The organism is Niallia sp. FSL W8-0951 (genome assembly GCF_038006525.1).
Taxonomy (GTDB): domain Bacteria; phylum Bacillota; class Bacilli; order Bacillales; family Cytobacillaceae; genus Niallia; species Niallia circulans.
Map to the genome: position 1 here is coordinate 395,454 of NZ_JBBOVK010000002.1, position 16,806 is coordinate 412,259.

Consider the following 16,806-nt stretch of genomic DNA (forward strand, 5'->3'; position numbering starts at 1 on the left):
ATTATAAGCACAAATTAACCAAGTTAATTTGTGCTTAATTTTTTGAATTTCTTATCTAGGAACTACACAGAAAAAAAGGCTTAAACCACTATGTGTTTTGCAGTTAACGCTGACATTTGAACCAATTGGCGGCTCATCGTTCTTTTTATATCTTAAACTTTGCAGAGATAAAACATCCGTTCTAGACATAGTCACACCTCCTTTCTAGTTTTATAATTTATAGGTTTTAATACTTTCTAAGTTGTTCCCTTTTTTATTGGCATGTAGATATAAATTTTCTATGTGTTCCCCCCAATAAGGGCCCCACACTATATCTTTAACACTATTAAAAGATAAACTTGTATTTGAAAATTGGAAGTAATCACGACCTTTTTCTAACAGCCAAGGGCTGCCTGAGCTACCTACTCCCGCTTTTCCTTTTACTCCTAACAAGGATGAATTGTGTATATAGTCCTCAAATGTTATGTTTTTTATTATTTCGATTTTATTTTTCCGGAGAAATTTTTTCTGTATGTAAGGTATTAATGCATGCTGTTTTTTCGAGGTGTTATTAAATATAGGCTTAATTATATTGTCTGTTTCTAAAGGCGGTTCTTTTAAAGTGAGAAAAGCAGTATCATAATCTACTATTCCATTTTGAACCCACTCCTTACTGACGTAGATTTCCTCCACTTCATATTCTTGTTTATCATAAGTTATAAAGGTTATCTCATTCGCATTTGTTTGCTTATACCAATCAAAAACACAATGTGCAGCAGTACAAACTAATGGAGATTTCAATCCCATAATTAGTGAAGCATTACTTATAAATTTGTTTTTATTTTGTTTTATTTTCAATATTCCTGTGTTCATTATTTGATTTTCATTCATAGATACTTTAAACATTATTCTTCATTCCTTTGACTGGTATAAAAAAACAATACTACCAAAATATAAGAGATTCAATATTTTATTTTCATAGTAATGTTTTAAGGATAATATCATTCTATATATAATAGTGAATAAGAAATAACTAGACTGAGTCCCAGCAGCACACTTTCTAGAACATCTAAAAAACCCGGCCATTACACGCATTTCCCTTTGGAATTACCGTATAAATATCGAGGTTAATCTTAAGCTGGAATACTTCTCATACAAAAAAAGATGTACCTGAAAATAAATTCGGTACATCTTTTTTTATATCTATAAAATTATTCTGTTTTTCCTTGTGAATTCTTCCCAAATGCTTTAGTATCAATATTCTCCCTCTCGAGAAACTCTTCTATTTTTTTCTGTTCTCTTCCATTCACTACATCACTTTTTTTATTTATTAAATCAAAGTTTACTGTCGGAATAACTTCTTTCTCTATGTCGTCTGTAAGTTGATTAAGCATTGTATCTATTTCGTAAATAATCTCATTTACACCTGTAATATATCTGCTAATTCTTTCAGACTCCTCTAGATACCCTTCAGGTAATGTATTTTGTGAAATATAATTAGAGAAATTTTCATCATTTTCTTTTGTTAGTCTGTAAATTTGGTCTAATTTCTCCAATTCACTTTTAGTCAATTCCTTTTCTTCATCGATCATTTCTTCAAATGGATAGCTAGCAAGCTGTAATGCTTCATAAGTGTCTAGGTACATTTTTATACTTGATTTCATTTCCTTTTCATCAATTACACTGTTTTGTTTGTCAGAAGAAAAAATAATACTAGGGATTTCTATATTCTTTGTATCGGGTATTTGGTTTTCAGAGGTGCCAATATTTTCTTCATTTGAACACGCGCTTAATATAAAGAGAAATAGGATACTAAAAAAAATTTTTTTCATAATCCATTTTTCCCCCTTGCTATTGATGCGTTCCATTTTAGATATTTAATAAATAATTTAATAAATGACTTCCCTATATAATACCCTAGGATGGCTAAAATGGCTCCTATAATAACTCCTTTTATAGACTCGAGAATTTCCCCAAGTCCAATGGTAGAACCATCTACAAATCCCATTACTATTAAAATTATGGGAGATAGGATCATTATAGGCACACCAATGACATAAGCCAATATAAATGGCGTTAATAATAACATAAAGAATAAACTCACTATAATAATAATGCAATTCATTAAACTTAAACCCATTATGGACATCATTGCTGTAAGCATACTTCTTATACTTTTCTTTTCTTCGACCTTATTAATCGCATAAACAGCGTTTAATTCCTTAGCGATTTCTTCAGGATTACCTAATTCTTTAGAAATTTCCTCTTCACTTTTATTTTCACTTAATCCCTCCGTAAAATGCATGCTATACTCTTCTAATATATCTTTCTTTTCTTTTTCAGACATAAACTTCAAACTATTTTTGAGTAGTTTCAAAAAATTATTTTTGTTCAAGTTTATCATTCTCCTCGACAAAACGATTTATTGTTAGGAAAAACTCATTCCATTCCATCTTTAAGGATTCAAGTTTAGCTATACCTTCCTTTGTAATTCTGTAGTATTTCCTAAATGGTCCTTCTTTTGATTCTTCATGATATGTCGTGACATACTTTTCTTTAACTAATCTTCTTAAAATCGGATAAACAGTACCTTCCGATATAACGATCTTATTCGAGATCTTCTTTATTAGTGAATAACCGTATTCATCCTCTTTGTTTATTATTATTAAGACTATTAATTCTAGTACACCTTTTTTAAACTGTGCATTCATAATTTATCACCAGCGTTTATAATTTATTTAATACTATCTGTGTATTAAAAGGTACTAAACTTAACACTGTATCCTAATATCAGAATATTAAGAATTAATTATCAGTAATTAATTCCTGGGAATCATATGGATTATAACAGTACTAATATATTTACATAAGGTCATCAAGTATCCGAGAACATTATTTACTATTTGTGTAAAAAAATTGATTTATTTTAAATTTGATGTTACATTGTTATTTAGAGAATAGGAAAATAAATCCAATCCATACAACCTTTTTTCAGAGGTTATTTGTTCCTTACTTTTTTAAATTTCTTTATTCCGTAATAAATAGAAATGTATTTTAGTATTTAAACCACCACCCTTTTATCCTATATTTTCCATTATAAAATGAAACAGGTTTATAAATACCTCGAAAATTATAAAAGGGATAAAAAGCTGCATATTAGGACATTTAGAGTACATAAAAGGGCAATACGTAAAATGGGAAACGCTTAATTGTTTGAATTATCATAAAAAATAGGCTCGAATACTTTCGCTATTTGATTTCTAATTTTTCCAACTTTTATATACTTACTTATAGGAGTGTAAGAAGACATTGATTTTTATTGATTTTATTGGAGCTCTGTTTGAAACAATCCCAATGCTTTTAATAACCCTACAATTATTAAATAAATTTCATTTTAGTAAAATACAAATACTTTATTTATTTTCTATAAGTCTAGGAACAGCCATATTTTTAACACTATCACTAAGTTATCCCTTTATTAAATTGCCTTTAGCTGTAGTAATTCTGGCTCTTCTTATATCCAAGCTATATAAAGTGAAATTCACTTTTTCAATATTATCCCTATTATTAAGTATGACCCTTCTACTGATTGTACAATTGATAAATATTATTATTTTTGATCTACTTTTTGCAGGCTCTTCAACATTTAATCAAATACGATTTATCTCTGGATTAGTTAACGGTTCATTATTAACTCTACTATTATTATTTCTAAGAGCATTTAGGAGGAGTCTTATACCTAACCAGGACATTTCTCATGCTAAGACCCCAAAGTTTTGGTGGATTTTCCCCCTATTTGTTGTGTTATTCATGTTAATTGTAATTAAAGTCATTCAAGATGACGGTATTTCGATTACCTCTGCTTATTTAATAATTATCTCGAGTATTGCATTTATTTATCTTACAAGGTACTTAGTTTATCTAAACACTATTAAAGCAGAAAAAAAATTATTAACTGAGCAAGAGAAAAGTGCAAAATTTTATCTAAGAAGTATACGAGCACAAAGGCATGACTTTATCTTTCAACTTAACACTATCAATTCTCTAGTCCATCTAAATAGAATAAATGATTTAAAAGCTTATCTGAGTGAACTCACTGAAGAGTTTCAGACAACTTCTGAAACTCTACCTTTACATTACATGTCAATAGCCGGTTTACTTATTCAATACAAACAGATTTTAAAAAAAGACGGTATTAATTTTAATATTTTTATCTCCGATACATTTGAACTCATTCCTATGCCAGTTTATGAATTTAACAATGTTATCGGAAACTTAATTTCTAATGCATATGAATTTATAAAATCAAACGAAACAGCTTCTAGAGAAATAGTCATTAAATTTTACAAAAATCAGTACTTAATAGTCGAAGTGTTAAATGAAGTGAATCCAGAGCTGCTAGATTTGGAAAACATATTTCAAGATGGTTATAGTACAAAAACTACTTATGAAAATGGATTAGGACTAAGCAATATTATGATGACTTTAGAGAGATATAACGGATACATATATCCAGAACTTAATAATCGAACTTTAAGTATGTTTGTCCTCATACCACCTAAAGAAAGGAAATAATTTATGGTTAATCCTAATATAATTAGTAATGAAGTAACTAATTTTGTTATCAAACATGCCCCAGAATACAGAGATAATAAAGAGTATATACGATACGGACTAGAGTGGATAATCTCATTAACTATTCAAATTTCAGTTATTCTAATACTATCGGTTTTATTTGGAGTTTTTATTGAAGCCACCGTATCTCTTTTTACAGGAGCTTTTCTTAGAACTTTTGGTGGAGGAGCACACTTTAAAAGTTATTTAAAATGTGTGGTCTACAGTACTATTTTAATCCTTATACTTTCGATAGCAACCAAGCATTTTCTAGCTCTTAATATGATCGCTGTCCTTATAATTTATTTAATTTCTATGTTTATTTATAATAAAAAAGCTCCTGTCTTACATAAAACTAGAGCTTTATTTAATGACAATAAGAAAATGTTATTCAAACATATTTCATTATTTTTTATTACAACACTGTTCATCCTCACGATATTATTACCTATAGGTAAATCAAGTATTATCTCAAGTATTTGGCTATCTGTTCTCTTCCAATCGATTTCACTCACAAAATGGCATCATGACATGACCGATTGGTTAGATAAAAAAACTACAAGAAAGGTGGATTATTTATGAACTTATTTACGAAAGTACTAGCAAAAATTATAGGTAAGGTTGGTTTTATGGCCTCAAAGGGTACTCTAGCATCGTATTGGTTTACATACGAACCTGAACTTCCTAGTAAAGACAAAAAGAATGATTCTGAATAAAAATGTCTAAATTAAGTATCATAGCTATAGACGATGACCCGATACAATTAGAACTATATAAAGATATTTTTAAAGAATCACCATATAATTTAGTATATACCTCTACAAATGGTGATTCTCTTCCAATTTTTTTAAATGAGAATAAAGTAGATATTGCATTATTAGATATAGAAATTGCATCTCAATCTGGATTTAAACTAGCAGAACATATCAATCAGTATTACAAAAATATAAAAATTGTTTTCATCAGTAATCACAAATCCTTTGCATTGGATGCATATAATTTTTATCCCTTAGATTATATAGTAAAGCCTGTTGATGTATTTAGATTATTCCAAACACTAACGCGAGTTAATTATGTAAATAAAGACGACCTTCGGGTAGGGGTTAAGACATCAACTGGGTACTTATTAATTAAAAAGGATGAGATCAACTTTATTGGTAAAACCATTCGAAAAACCACAATACATCTTACAACTGGAGAACTTATTGAAAGTAATGAGAAACTTGAAGTTCTTGAAGCAAAATTAGCAAAGCACGGATTTTATCGTATCCATAAATCCTATTTAGTCAACCTAGAAAGAGTTAAAAAAATTCAAAAAGATGAATTTATGAATTCATATAATCTGGTTCTAATTGATTCTGAAGAAACTTTACCAGTGAGCAAACATCGGATAAAAGGTCTTAAAGATTTAATATTCAGTGAGTTCAGTTTCTAGCTTTATTGATATTGATAACAGACTTTTTTGGCATCAAACTTTACAAAACAACCTACAAAACCTGAACAAGTATCCAGATGTAAAAAAGGATAATTGTTCAGGTTCTTCTTATACTTGAATTTTATGGCCAAATTTTTTTCATCTAAAGGAAGGAAAGTGCTTTGCTACTTCTTTTTATTATCTTTTTCGATTTTCTCTACTGACGAATGCCCCATCCAGTCTTCTTGCTTCATTTTCTTTTTTCGTCTTCTTTGTGAAACAACGATAACAAGAATAATGAGAACGATTAAAAGTAGAGGAACTCCGAAAGCTCCATAAAGAATATTAAAAAAACCACTGAAAAATTCTGACATCGTGAACCTCCTTATAAATGCCGTTTTACCGACTATACGTGCTTTTCATTTCTTATATATAACTTTCCCATTTCAGGCTTTTCTAAACGCTAGAATTTTACAGGAATCTCCCTGTCTCCTTTCTTATAAAAAGAAAAATCTCCCTACTATGTAAGGAGATTTCTAATAACCCATAAATTTATTTCTTCTCTGGTAGCTTTTCTAAATACTCAATTGCCTCTTTTAAGGTACTAACAGGAACTATCTTAATATCGGTATATCCCTCTTCTTTTACTTGTTCTTTAATTTCCTTTTCATTCGTATCATATTCTGTTATATCGCGTGGATAGAAGAATATATCCACATCTTCTTTATGTGCCGCAACGATTTTATGCTTGATTCCACCAATTTGCCCCACATTTCCTTCGGCATCCATCGTTCCGGTACCGGCTATTTTGTAGCCTCTTGTTAAATCTTCTTTGACAATTTGATTATAGACTTCTAATGAAAACATAAATCCGGCGGAAGGCCCTCCAATATTTTCACTATTAATTTTTACATCAATAGAAGGGTGGATCGTCATATTATCTTCTGGAGCAATCCCAATACCAACCTGCCCTGTCTTTTTGTCTAATTCAATTACTTCTACATCAGCTTCTTTCTTTTTCTTGCCATGTAAAAATTCAAGGTGGACTATATCTCCTGCTTGCTTTTCTTTTAAATAAGCAATTAACTTCTCGCTTTTAGTAAATGCCTTTCCATCCACTTTTTTAATAATATCTCCGACTTGAATAATTGATTTTGCCTTAGAGTTATCTAATACTTGAGCAACGAAAATACCGTTATAAGTAAACTCTACCTTTTTCCCTGCTGCATGCAGACTAGCGATAATCGCATTTTGCTTTGATGTATCCATCATATGAAGCAGCAGCTTATTGTACTCATCATCACTTAAATTCCCCTTAACCTCTTCTTCCTTTCGGATTTCCGTATGTGGTGCGACCAATCCGTATAGATAGATATAGGGGTTATTTGCTTTAATCGAATAAACTGTTGTTAGATTCAGACTTCCCTTTTCAGACTTCGTACCATTCTCTACCGTCACTTTTGATGCAAGTGCTTCAATTGAGCCTGGTTGATTTAAATAATAAGGGGTCGGGATAAATAAGAGAATAATGAGTACCCCAAAAAGTATGATTAACCACTTTTTTGAAAAGATGCTTTTTCTTGATTTATTCATATCTACATACTCCTTAGGATATTAATTTTACTGATATAAACTATATTTACATATATCATATTAAAAAAAAATGAATTTCAGATAGTTTTTCCATTAAAAAGACTATTTTTCTGTATTAAGGATTTCTCGCAATAATCGGACGCCTTTTTCAATCTGTTCGAGGGATAATCCACCATAACCCATTACAATTCTACTCTTATGCTTTCCTTTAACTAAACTATACTGTTCAATCGGATATACCTTTACTCCATTTTCCTCGATTTTATGTATGAAGGTGGAATGAAAATCTGTATCTGGAATTTCGACAACTAAATGCATTCCTGCCGATTTACCAATGATGGTAGCATATTCAAAATTTTGCTGAATAGCTAAGACTAACCGTTCCCGTTTTTCTTTATATATTTTTTTCATTTTGCGAACATGCCGATCTAGATAGCCTTCCCTGATAAAACGGGCTAATACTAATTGTTCCAGAGAGGAAGTATGTCTGTCTGAAAACCACTTAAGCTGTTCAAAATCACTTATTAATTCCTCTGGTAAAATTACATATCCTATCCGTAAGCCTGGTGAAAGAATTTTGCTAAAAGTTCCTACATATATAACGTGGTTAGGTGCTATTCCTTGGATAGACGGTACAGGAGCCCCCTCATAGGTAAATTCACTGTCATAATCATCTTCTACAATATAGCAATCCATCTTTTTCGCATACTCGATTAATTGCAGCCTTCTTTGAATAGAAAGAATACCCCCTAAAGGAAATTGATGGGAAGGAATAACAAAGACAAAACTGGGGGATTGTTTTGGTAATCCACTTGGATCAATCCCATTTTCATCTACAGGAACAGGAATGATTTGTCCATTGCTAAAAGTAAAAATATTTCTCATTTCATCTGTCACAGGATCCTCAACTGCTATCGTTTTATTTCCTCTCCCAAGCATTTCTGTGATTAGCTTCAATCCTTGAGTAGCACCCGATGTAATAAAAATTTGCTCTGCCCTGCATTGCACCCCTCTAACTCTTTTTAAATAGTCAACAAGGGCATTCTTTAATTCTTTCATTCCAGAGGCCTCTCCATATCCAAAGACTGCTTCCGAAGAATGCAAACAAATTTCCTTTGTTAATTGTGCCCATTTCTTCCTTGGAAAATAATCGATTGCTGGATTCCCTGCTTTAAAATCAATATACCTCTTTTTATTCGCATCGCTTTTTTTAGGAGTTTCTTTTCTTCTTGTATTTTCTGTAAACGAAAGAGAAGTCCCTCTTGCTACAAAAGTCCCTGACTTTGGTCTTACTTCTAAATAGCCTTCTGCAATTAAACGTTCGTACGCCTCCAGCACAATATTTCGCGAAACTCCAATAGAGCTTGCTAATTCTCTTGAGGAAGCTAGTCTATCTCCCTCTTTTAATTGCTTTTCCAATATTCCATTACGAACTTGATCATAAATTTGCTGTGTTAAAGAAATAGAACTGGATCGGTCAATCGTAATAAAGATCATGCAGAATCCTCCTAAAAAACAAACTGGTACTATAAAAGTATATAATTACTGGCTCTATTCTATACCAGTATACCATGTTATGATGTGAAAAAATGGACATAAAGGAGTATCTAATGAAAACAATTGGACTAATTGGCGGGTTAAGCTGGGAATCAACAGCTGATTATTATCGCTATATAAATACATTCGTAAAAGAACAAATGGGTGGATTACATTCTGCTAAATTGCTTCTATATTCCTTTGACTTTGAAGAAATTGTTGCTCTGCAAAAAGCTGGACATTGGGATGAAGCCACTGTATTAATGATAAATGCCGCTAAAACACTGGAAGCGGGCGGTGCTGATATCGTAATTATCTGTACCAATACTATGCATAAAATGGCAAAAGAAGTACAAGCAGCTATCACTATTCCATTACTTCATATCGCAGATGTCACTGGATATGAAATAAAAAAAGCTACCTTAAAAAAAGTCGGCTTATTAGGAACGATGTTTACAATGGAGCAGTCCTTTTATAAAGAAGCACTTTTACAACAAGAGATTGAAACAATTATTCCTGACAAAGAGGATAGAGAAGCAGTTCATCAAATTATATTCGATGAATTATGCAAAGGGATAATCCTTCCAGAATCAAAGGCTATCTATTTGCGTATTATAGACAAACTTCAAGCACAAGGCGCTGAAGGGATAATTTTAGGATGTACAGAGATTCCCTTACTTATAAAACAAGAAGACAGTTCTATTCCGCTATTTGATACAACATTTTTACATGCTCAAGCAGCCGTTTCCTATGCACTCGATAAAAATTTTGCATTAAAGTAAAAAACTCTTTTTCCTTTTCCATAGGCAAACGACCTCTATCATTACTATCGAACTAGGGTACATTTATCCTAGTTTTTTTTACTTTTTCTCTAAACTACTGTAAAACAAGCTTAACTTTTTTCCATGATAATAAAGCGAGCCTAAATAATGGAGGGGAAAAATTTGAACTTAAAATCATGGAAAAAAAAGGTGCTGCCAATCGCTGTAATCTCTTCTCTAACAGTTGCTGGATTAGCAACTGTATTAACAGGAACAGATGCAGCAGCAAAAAAAAATGGAAACAATAACGGAAAACCGAAAAATGTTATCTTTCTGATAGGAGATGGAATGGGTGTTTCTTACACTTCCGCATATCGCTATTTAAAAGATAATCCGAAAACCAAAACGGCAGAAAGCACATATTTTGATCCTTATTTAGTAGGACAGCAAATGACATATCCAGAAGATCCCGAACAAAATGTCACAGACTCTGCATCAGCCGCAACCGCAATGTCTGCTGGTATTAAAACATACAATAATGCTATTGCTGTAGACAATGATCATTCGGAAGTGAAAACCGTCTTAGAAGCTGCAAAAGAAAAAGGCAAATCCACAGGTCTTGTTGCCACTTCTGAAATTACCCATGCAACCCCAGCATCTTTTGGATCACATGATATTAATCGTAAAAACATGAATGCCATTGCAGATGATTATTTTGATGAGATGATAAATGGTAAGCATAAAGTGGATATTCTCCTAGGTGGTGGGACAGACCTTTTCGTTCGCCAGGATAGAGACTTAACGAAGGAATTTAAGAAGGCTGGCTACAATTATGTAACGAATCGTAAAGATTTACTGAAGAATAAAGATACACAATTGCTTGGTCTATTTGCGGAAGCAGGAATGCCGAAAATGATAGATAGAGATAAAGATACACCTTCGTTAGAGGAAATGACAAAAACTGCTATCAATAGTTTAAACAAAAATAAGAAAGGATTTTTTCTTATGGTGGAAGGTAGTCAAATTGACTGGGCGGGCCATGATAACGACATTGTCGCTGCAATGAGTGAGATGGAGGATTTTGAAAAGGCATATAAAGCAGCAATTGACTTTGCTAAAAAGGATAAAAATACTTTAGTTGTTGCTACAGCAGACCATTCAACTGGCGGATTCTCTATTGCAGCTAATGGGGATTATAATTGGTATGGCGAGCCAATCAAAGCAGCAAAGAAAACACCTGATTTTATGGCAGAATTAATTGTAAATGGTGCGAATGTAAAATCTACCTTAAAAGATCATATTCAGTTATCCTTAACTTCAGAGGAAATTCAGACCGTTCAAAAGGCTGCTGATACAAAGGACCTCACTACTATAGACAATGCTATTGAAGATATCTTCAATAAACGAACCAATACAGGCTGGACAACTGGAGGACACACAGGTGAAGACGTTCCTGTCTATGCCTACGGACCTTCTAGCAACCTTTTTGCAGGACAAAAGGACAATACAGATCATGCAAAAATTATCTTCAATCTACTAAACGCAAAAATAAAAATAACGGATAAATAGAATGGCGGCGGGTACCTGTTTAGGAGCGTCGGGGCTGGCTGGTGCGACATTTCCTGAGATATAGGAAACACGGGGACTGCTTCCATCTATTAACCTGTACTTTCTTTACTTTAATAAAAGAAGTGCTTCCCTCTATTTTCGCGAGGGGAGCTTTTCCATCAGGAGGAACGCCATTGAGACAAAATATTATCTATTTATTAACCTTCCTTTTACTAGCCGGCTGTAGCAGCAAAGAAACTAATACTAATACAAAGAATAACGATTTAAAGAAAAGAGAAACGAGCACGCTAGCTGCAGATAGAAAAACTGTTTCAACGGATATTTATACTCCCAATCCGCAAGTAATTGATGATGCCGCTTTACTAGCTGCTGGTGACTTTTATCGCGATAGAAAAGGAGAAGCAACATTAAAAGCCATTTCTAAAGAAGCCAAGGAAGTTCAGGTTGATTCCGTAAGACTAGCAGTCAAAGACATCAAACTTATCGCTTATCGACCAGCATATAGCTTAATAGACTTTTATCATACTTATACACATGAAGAACAATTCACTTTCATCAAGTTTTCTGTGGAACTTGAAAACCTATCGGACGAAATTAGGAAGTTCTCACCAATTGCTTTCATCCAAACAGATAAGGATGAAATGATTACATGGGAAAAGGATATCTACTTAGAAGAGCTTAATGGAGTATTAAATCCAGGAGAACGAAAAAAAGGAAATATAGGCTTTATCTTAGAAAATTCTGCCGTTAATAAAGTCCAGTTAAGTACAAGCGATGCCTATACAGAACAAGATAACCTGTTAGGAAAAGCAAAAATGATTGACATTAACTTAGAATAATATATACATTCTCTACTAATTCTAAATCGCTGAAAGAGATCAAGTACGTCAGGTAAACCCTTTTACGACGAGCTGGTATTTAATGTGAGCCAGCAAGGTAATCCTGGCGTAAAAATTCTTCTACCAATAAACAAGCCGATAATAATAAGACACATGTTGCTTGTCTCTCTATATGATAACCTGCATACAAGTGGACAAATTTTGGACAACAGAAGTTGGCGGCTCCTTATATACGGTACTCGTCCCTTTCACTGATTCATAATTTACTTACTTTTCAAAGTTGCCATCTTGCTCAATTGCTTTAGAAAGCGTGGAAGCGATTGAAATATCCGCGAAGGGTAATCCTAACTGTATTGCGGTTGTTGCTATTTCTGGGCGAATACCTGATAATGTCGTATTCACTCCAATTAAGCTTAAACCATGAATCAATTGGAATATCTGATGGGCAACCATTGTATCAATAATAATTACACCAGATAAATCAATAAATAATCTGGATACTTTCTTCTCTTCACATTGCTTAATCGTATTTTCTAATATAGAAGCAGCACGCGCTGTATCAATATCTCCAACAAGAGGCAAGAGTGCACTTGATTTACTCAAAGAAATGACTGGTGAACTTAATTCATTAATCATATCCTGTTGTGCTATAAGCTGCCTATTGGAATAATTATGATGTTCCTCAGTATATTTCAAGATAATTTTATCGAGAACCTTTACAACAGAATGGCTCCATTCAATGACGCGTGACTGCTCGACATGATGTTTGGCCGCGTATTCTTCGATCAACTGAAAATATTGCTCCCTCGTTCGAATAAATTCACGAATAATAAAATGAATTGGTGTATCTAAATGCCCCTGATCGGTTGCAATTTTAAAAATCCATTCCTTAATGTCTTCAAGGAACTCTTCCCTATCTTTAATAAAGAGACCTGCAAGACGAAGATGAAAATCATTGTTTTGCTTTTTCATTGTCTCAATCGCATATGAATCAGTTGCTGCGTACACACCTTTTGGATCATTTTTTGTCAAATCATTATACCATTCTTCTGTTAATCTTTCTGAATTGTCGATGAAATATTGATATACACCTTGATTATAGTACAACTAATGCATCACTCCTAATAAATGTTGATTATAGTCCAACTTGGAAATGATGTACTCTAATTTAAAGTTTAATAAGAAAATAGAAATTAAGCAGTGCTTTATATATTCAAAAAACTGTTAAATGAATCATATTTCCAGAGGGATCCCATGTATACCATTTACCCTCTTTTTCGATAATTAATGCCCCTATCTGTACAATTCTATGCTTAATTTCTTCTAGTTTTTCGTGATCAGGTATACTCAAATCAAAATAAGCTAAACCAACATGATTCTTTTCTGGAGCAGGTGCCCCCATTCCATTCCAAATATTTAAGCCGATATGATGGTGATATTGTGCTGTTGAAAGAAAGAACGCTTGTGAACCATATTTTTGAACGACATCAAAGCCTAATCCTTTTACATAAAAATCAACCGTATCTGTTAAATCCGCAACATGTAAATGAATATGACCAAGGATAGTTTGCTCGGGAAGACCTTTCCATTGGCGATTTCCTGCAGATGCAAGCACTCCTTTTGTATCCATATAGGCTGTATCCATTTTCACAAATCCATCTTCCCACTCCCACTCTGTCGCCTTTCTATCTCGATAGATTTCAATCCCATTTCCATCTGGATCTGCTAGATAGATTGCTTCACTAACATAATGATCAGAAGCTCCTTGTAATGGATAACCTGTTTCTAGCAAATGGTTCAATATAATTCCTAGCTCCTCTCTTGATGGCACCAAGATAGCAAAATGATAGAGTCCTGTTGTTCGTACCGTTTTAGGCTCGATTTCTTTTAATTCTTCTATAAATAAAAAAGGTTCCCCTGTTCCTGCACGTAAAGATGCAGTCCTTTTATCTTGACTCGCAACTGAAAAACCAATTATTTTCGTATAGAACAAAAGAGACTTTTCTAGATTAGATACTTTTAAAGTTATTGATTTTGCATAAATAGTTGAATCGTTATGAAATGTCATTCTTTTTCCTCCATTTTTAGTTACTTTATGTAAGTAATTTTATTTTAATAAACAACAGTTGTAAAGTAATCAAGTTATGATTCATAATATTTTTACTTAAAATAATAATTATTGTATAATTATTACGAGGGGGGATGTAAGATGAACCATTCAACAATTTGTCCACGGTTTGAAAAAGCAATGAGTATCTTAAGCCAACGCTGGACTGGTTTAATTATTTATCAGCTGTTAAACGGTCCTCAACGTTTCTGTTCTATAGAATCCTCCATTGGAATAAGCGGAAGACTTTTATCGGAGAGATTAAAGGATTTAGAGCAAGCTGATATTGTGGTACGAGAGGTATACCCTGAAACGCCGGTTAGAATTGAATATTCTCTAACAGAAAAAGGGCGTTCATTAGAACCAATTATGAAAGAAATCGAAAATTGGTCTCATTCATGGCTAGAAGTATAACCATATAAAGTTTTCCGGTCGATGATAACCCGAATAATTATACGGAGATACCATTGATATGCTCCCCTATAGGTAGACAGATTAAAAAATAAAAATCTGGTTACTTATAGGGGAGTATTTTTATGCCTAGAAAATCTTATTCTGTAGAAGAGAAATATCAAATAGTGAAAGCTTTAGGGGAAGTAAATTCGTCACTCCAAGTTTCATCGATTTATAAGGTGCACTTTTCTACCGTTTTGGAATGGAAATATAAATTTGATACATTCGGTTTAGAAGGACTAAAAGAGACTTCTTCCTGGAAAAAGTATTCTAAAGAACTAAAGTTATCCGCTATTCAAGATTATGCCTCTGGAAATTACTCGATTCGTGAAATTACGAGAATGTATGAAATATCAGATCCATCTGTCCTTAGAAGGTGGATTAAGAAGTATAATAGTCATAGTGAAATAAAAGATACGTCACAAGGAAGGACGAGCTCTATGACTAAGGGAAGAAAAACGACTTGGGAAGAACGAATACAAATTGTGCTAGATTGTTTAGGGAACAAAAAAGACTATCAAGAAGCAGCTAATACTCATCAGGTTTCTTATCAACAAATCTATCAATGGGTTAAGAAGTATGAAGATGGCGGAGTAGATGCATTGAAAGATAGGCGTGGTTCTACGAAAGAGGAATCCGAGCTAACTCCAGAGGAGAAAATGACTCTTCAAATGAAGAAGTTAGAAAGAGAAAATGAGCGATTACGTGCAGAAAACTTATTTTTAAAAAAGTTAGAGGAGATCGAAAGGAGGCAAAAATAAGTCAAATCCAATCGGAGGATAAGTATATCGCTATTCAAGAGATCCATCAGGAAGAGAATATAAGCATTCGTTTACTGAGTGAAATAGCGGGAATTGCACGATCCGCCTATTATAAGTGGCTTCATCGCGTTCCTTCTTCTCAAGAGATATTGAATGAGAAAATCATGAAAGAGATGAAAATTCTCCATGAAAAAGTGGAGGGCATCTTCGGTTATCGCCAAATGACCCTTCACATGAATAGACAGTTTAAAGAAAGATTGAATCATAAAAGAATTTATCGACTAATGAAAGTGGTTGGCTTACGCTCGATCATTCGTATCAAGAAAAAACGTTATAAACGCTCCGTTCCCCAACAAGTGGCAGAGAATATCTTAAATCGGGAATTTACCGCAATAAAACCAAATGAAAAGTGGGTGACGGATGTGACAGAATTTAAGTATGGTTCATCAAAGAAGGCATATTTAAGTGCCATTCGGGATCTTTATGATGGATCCATTGTTAGCTATGTTTTAGGACATTCGAATAATAATGAACTTGTATTCCAAACGCTTGATCAAGCAACCGTACTTTTATTGGAGGAAGAACATCCAATTATCCATAGTGATCGAGGGTATCAGTATACTTCAAAAGGTTTTAAGCTTAAAGTAGACAAGGCAGAGATAACACACAGTATGTCACGAGTTGGAAAGTGTATTGATAATGGTCCAATGGAGTCTTTTTGGGGGACACTGAAATGCGAAAAGTATTATTTACACAAATATAAGACCTTTGAGGAACTTTCTCTTGCGATAGATGACTATATCCAATTTTATAATAACAATAGATATCAAAAACGATTAAACGGCCTTAGCCCTATGGAATATAGAGTTAAAGCCGCTTAGATCTTTTTTATTATTTCCACTGTCTACTTGACAGGGGGCAGTTCACATATGATTGTTTGGGTTTTTATTCACTTTAAAAAGATAGTTTTTAGTTATCATCTACAAACTGATTCACTCCGTTTTCCCTGGGCTATAATTATTTTCGAAAAAATTGAAGTGGAGCGGAGATAAGGACACTCCACTCCTACAATAAGAATAGACGCTCTTAAACCTCGACGGCAAGCTCTTACGAATAGATGTCAGCAAGGCATTTATTTAAATTTATTGATTCGTCTTTACCTTCTTATTTAGTTGTTTGT

Annotated in this window: 19 protein-coding genes; 9 read left to right on the forward strand and 10 right to left on the reverse strand. The window is 33.1% G+C overall.

The window, feature by feature from the left end; translation table 11 throughout:
* Positions 1–51: 51 nt before the first annotated feature.
* The 5 genes from NSS71_RS21865 to NSS71_RS21885 all read right to left on the reverse strand — a co-directional run bounded on the left by NSS71_RS21865 (position 52) and on the right by NSS71_RS21885 (position 2,690).
* Positions 52–189 carry a class III lanthipeptide gene (locus NSS71_RS21865; RefSeq protein ID WP_123258863.1) on the reverse strand — a complete coding sequence of 46 codons (138 nt, stop codon included), beginning with the start codon at positions 187–189 and terminating at the stop codon, positions 52–54.
* 21 nt (positions 190–210) lie between these two features.
* Positions 211–885, reverse strand: coding sequence for a trypsin-like serine peptidase (locus NSS71_RS21870; protein WP_341152037.1), 675 nt, complete (start codon positions 883–885; stop codon positions 211–213).
* 305 nt (positions 886–1,190) lie between these two features.
* Positions 1,191–1,811, reverse strand: a complete 621-nt coding sequence (locus tag NSS71_RS21875; RefSeq protein ID WP_341152038.1) for an NDxxF motif lipoprotein — start codon at positions 1,809–1,811, stop codon at positions 1,191–1,193.
* On the reverse strand, positions 1,808–2,383 hold the full coding sequence (locus tag NSS71_RS21880) for an HAAS signaling domain-containing protein (RefSeq protein ID WP_095259380.1): 576 nt from the start codon (positions 2,381–2,383) through the stop codon (positions 1,808–1,810). Before NSS71_RS21880 ends, NSS71_RS21875 begins: the two co-directional genes overlap by 4 nt.
* The gene (locus tag NSS71_RS21885; protein ID WP_047941782.1) at positions 2,361–2,690 is read right to left on the reverse strand and encodes a PadR family transcriptional regulator; all 330 of its coding nucleotides are present in this window, start codon (positions 2,688–2,690) and stop codon (positions 2,361–2,363) included. The genes NSS71_RS21880 and NSS71_RS21885 overlap by 23 nt, the downstream gene beginning before the upstream one ends.
* 598 nt (positions 2,691–3,288) lie before the next feature.
* Between NSS71_RS21885 and NSS71_RS21890 the strand changes: the two genes are divergently transcribed.
* From NSS71_RS21890 to NSS71_RS21905, 4 genes are read left to right on the forward strand one after another with little or no spacing between them, the layout of a single operon-like run.
* Positions 3,289–4,554: a sensor histidine kinase gene (locus tag NSS71_RS21890; RefSeq protein WP_251687928.1), complete on the forward strand. Its 1,266-nt coding sequence runs from the start codon at positions 3,289–3,291 to the stop codon at positions 4,552–4,554.
* Positions 4,555–4,557: 3 nt separating this feature from the next.
* The gene (locus NSS71_RS21895) at positions 4,558–5,175 is read left to right on the forward strand and encodes an accessory gene regulator ArgB-like protein (protein WP_095322589.1); all 618 of its coding nucleotides are present in this window, start codon (positions 4,558–4,560) and stop codon (positions 5,173–5,175) included.
* Positions 5,172–5,309 carry a cyclic lactone autoinducer peptide gene (locus tag NSS71_RS21900; protein WP_082138300.1) on the forward strand — a complete coding sequence of 46 codons (138 nt, stop codon included), beginning with the start codon at positions 5,172–5,174 and terminating at the stop codon, positions 5,307–5,309. Before NSS71_RS21895 ends, NSS71_RS21900 begins: the two co-directional genes overlap by 4 nt.
* A gap of 2 nt (positions 5,310–5,311) precedes the next feature.
* Entirely contained in the window at positions 5,312–6,028 is a 717-nt protein-coding gene (locus NSS71_RS21905; protein ID WP_047941785.1) for a LytR/AlgR family response regulator transcription factor, read from the forward strand.
* Positions 6,029–6,192: 164 nt separating this feature from the next.
* Here NSS71_RS21905 and NSS71_RS21910 read toward each other — a convergent pair whose 3' ends face one another.
* The 3 genes from NSS71_RS21910 to pdxR form a co-directional block, all read right to left on the reverse strand.
* Entirely contained in the window at positions 6,193–6,381 is a 189-nt protein-coding gene (locus tag NSS71_RS21910) for a hypothetical protein (RefSeq protein ID WP_047941786.1), read from the reverse strand.
* Positions 6,382–6,559: 178 nt separating this feature from the next.
* Positions 6,560–7,600 carry a SepM family pheromone-processing serine protease gene (locus tag NSS71_RS21915; protein WP_047941787.1) on the reverse strand — a complete coding sequence of 347 codons (1,041 nt, stop codon included), beginning with the start codon at positions 7,598–7,600 and terminating at the stop codon, positions 6,560–6,562.
* Positions 7,601–7,702: 102 nt separating this feature from the next.
* Complete coding sequence (gene pdxR / locus NSS71_RS21920; protein WP_341152039.1) at positions 7,703–9,097, reverse strand: MocR-like pyridoxine biosynthesis transcription factor PdxR; 1,395 nt, start codon at positions 9,095–9,097, stop codon at positions 7,703–7,705.
* Between the two features lie 113 nt (positions 9,098–9,210).
* On the opposite strand from pdxR, the gene NSS71_RS21925 reads away from it, so the two are divergent.
* From NSS71_RS21925 to NSS71_RS21935, 3 genes are all read left to right on the forward strand, one after another.
* On the forward strand, positions 9,211–9,918 hold the full coding sequence (locus tag NSS71_RS21925; protein WP_251687922.1) for an aspartate/glutamate racemase family protein: 708 nt from the start codon (positions 9,211–9,213) through the stop codon (positions 9,916–9,918).
* 162 nt (positions 9,919–10,080) lie between these two features.
* A complete protein-coding gene (locus NSS71_RS21930) occupies positions 10,081–11,466 on the forward strand; it encodes an alkaline phosphatase (RefSeq protein ID WP_445668946.1) in 1,386 nt (461 codons plus the stop codon).
* 173 nt (positions 11,467–11,639) lie between these two features.
* Positions 11,640–12,305, forward strand: a complete 666-nt coding sequence (locus NSS71_RS21935) for a DUF4352 domain-containing protein (RefSeq protein WP_095322592.1) — start codon at positions 11,640–11,642, stop codon at positions 12,303–12,305.
* A gap of 267 nt (positions 12,306–12,572) precedes the next feature.
* On the opposite strand, the gene NSS71_RS21940 is transcribed toward NSS71_RS21935, so the two are convergent.
* Entirely contained in the window at positions 12,573–13,412 is an 840-nt protein-coding gene (locus tag NSS71_RS21940) for an STAS domain-containing protein (RefSeq protein ID WP_341152041.1), read from the reverse strand.
* Between the two features lie 106 nt (positions 13,413–13,518).
* Complete coding sequence (locus NSS71_RS21945) at positions 13,519–14,373, reverse strand: VOC family protein (protein WP_341152042.1); 855 nt, start codon at positions 14,371–14,373, stop codon at positions 13,519–13,521.
* Positions 14,374–14,514: 141 nt separating this feature from the next.
* Here NSS71_RS21945 and NSS71_RS21950 point away from each other — a divergent pair, with 141 nt between their 5' ends.
* Together NSS71_RS21950 and NSS71_RS21955 are read left to right on the forward strand one after the other, a co-directional pair.
* Positions 14,515–14,826, forward strand: a complete 312-nt coding sequence (locus NSS71_RS21950) for a winged helix-turn-helix transcriptional regulator (RefSeq protein ID WP_047941794.1) — start codon at positions 14,515–14,517, stop codon at positions 14,824–14,826.
* Between the two features lie 122 nt (positions 14,827–14,948).
* Positions 14,949–16,507 (forward strand): IS3 family transposase gene (locus NSS71_RS21955; protein ID WP_251689717.1). Its coding sequence is split into 2 segments (ribosomal slippage): positions 14,949–15,588 and positions 15,588–16,507, totalling 1,560 coding nucleotides; the frame shifts between segments, so codons are not numbered across the junction.
* Positions 16,508–16,806 lie beyond the last annotated feature (299 nt).

Coding starts and splice junctions, on each gene's coding strand:
- NSS71_RS21865 (WP_123258863.1), bottom strand. CDS start 189: ATGTCTAGAACGGATGTTTTATCTCTGCAAAGTTTAAGATATAAAAAG.
- NSS71_RS21870 (WP_341152037.1), bottom strand. CDS start 885: ATGTTTAAAGTATCTATGAATGAAAATCAAATAATGAACACAGGAATA.
- NSS71_RS21875 (WP_341152038.1), bottom strand. CDS start 1,811: ATGAAAAAAATTTTTTTTAGTATCCTATTTCTCTTTATATTAAGCGCG.
- NSS71_RS21880 (WP_095259380.1), bottom strand. CDS start 2,383: ATGATAAACTTGAACAAAAATAATTTTTTGAAACTACTCAAAAATAGT.
- NSS71_RS21885 (WP_047941782.1), bottom strand. CDS start 2,690: ATGAATGCACAGTTTAAAAAAGGTGTACTAGAATTAATAGTCTTAATA.
- NSS71_RS21895 (WP_095322589.1), top strand. CDS start 4,558: ATGGTTAATCCTAATATAATTAGTAATGAAGTAACTAATTTTGTTATC.
- NSS71_RS21900 (WP_082138300.1), top strand. CDS start 5,172: ATGAACTTATTTACGAAAGTACTAGCAAAAATTATAGGTAAGGTTGGT.
- NSS71_RS21905 (WP_047941785.1), top strand. CDS start 5,312: ATGTCTAAATTAAGTATCATAGCTATAGACGATGACCCGATACAATTA.
- NSS71_RS21910 (WP_047941786.1), bottom strand. CDS start 6,381: ATGTCAGAATTTTTCAGTGGTTTTTTTAATATTCTTTATGGAGCTTTC.
- NSS71_RS21915 (WP_047941787.1), bottom strand. CDS start 7,600: ATGAATAAATCAAGAAAAAGCATCTTTTCAAAAAAGTGGTTAATCATA.
- pdxR (WP_341152039.1), bottom strand. CDS start 9,097: ATGATCTTTATTACGATTGACCGATCCAGTTCTATTTCTTTAACACAG.
- NSS71_RS21925 (WP_251687922.1), top strand. CDS start 9,211: ATGAAAACAATTGGACTAATTGGCGGGTTAAGCTGGGAATCAACAGCT.
- NSS71_RS21945 (WP_341152042.1), bottom strand. CDS start 14,373: ATGACATTTCATAACGATTCAACTATTTATGCAAAATCAATAACTTTA.
- NSS71_RS21950 (WP_047941794.1), top strand. CDS start 14,515: ATGAACCATTCAACAATTTGTCCACGGTTTGAAAAAGCAATGAGTATC.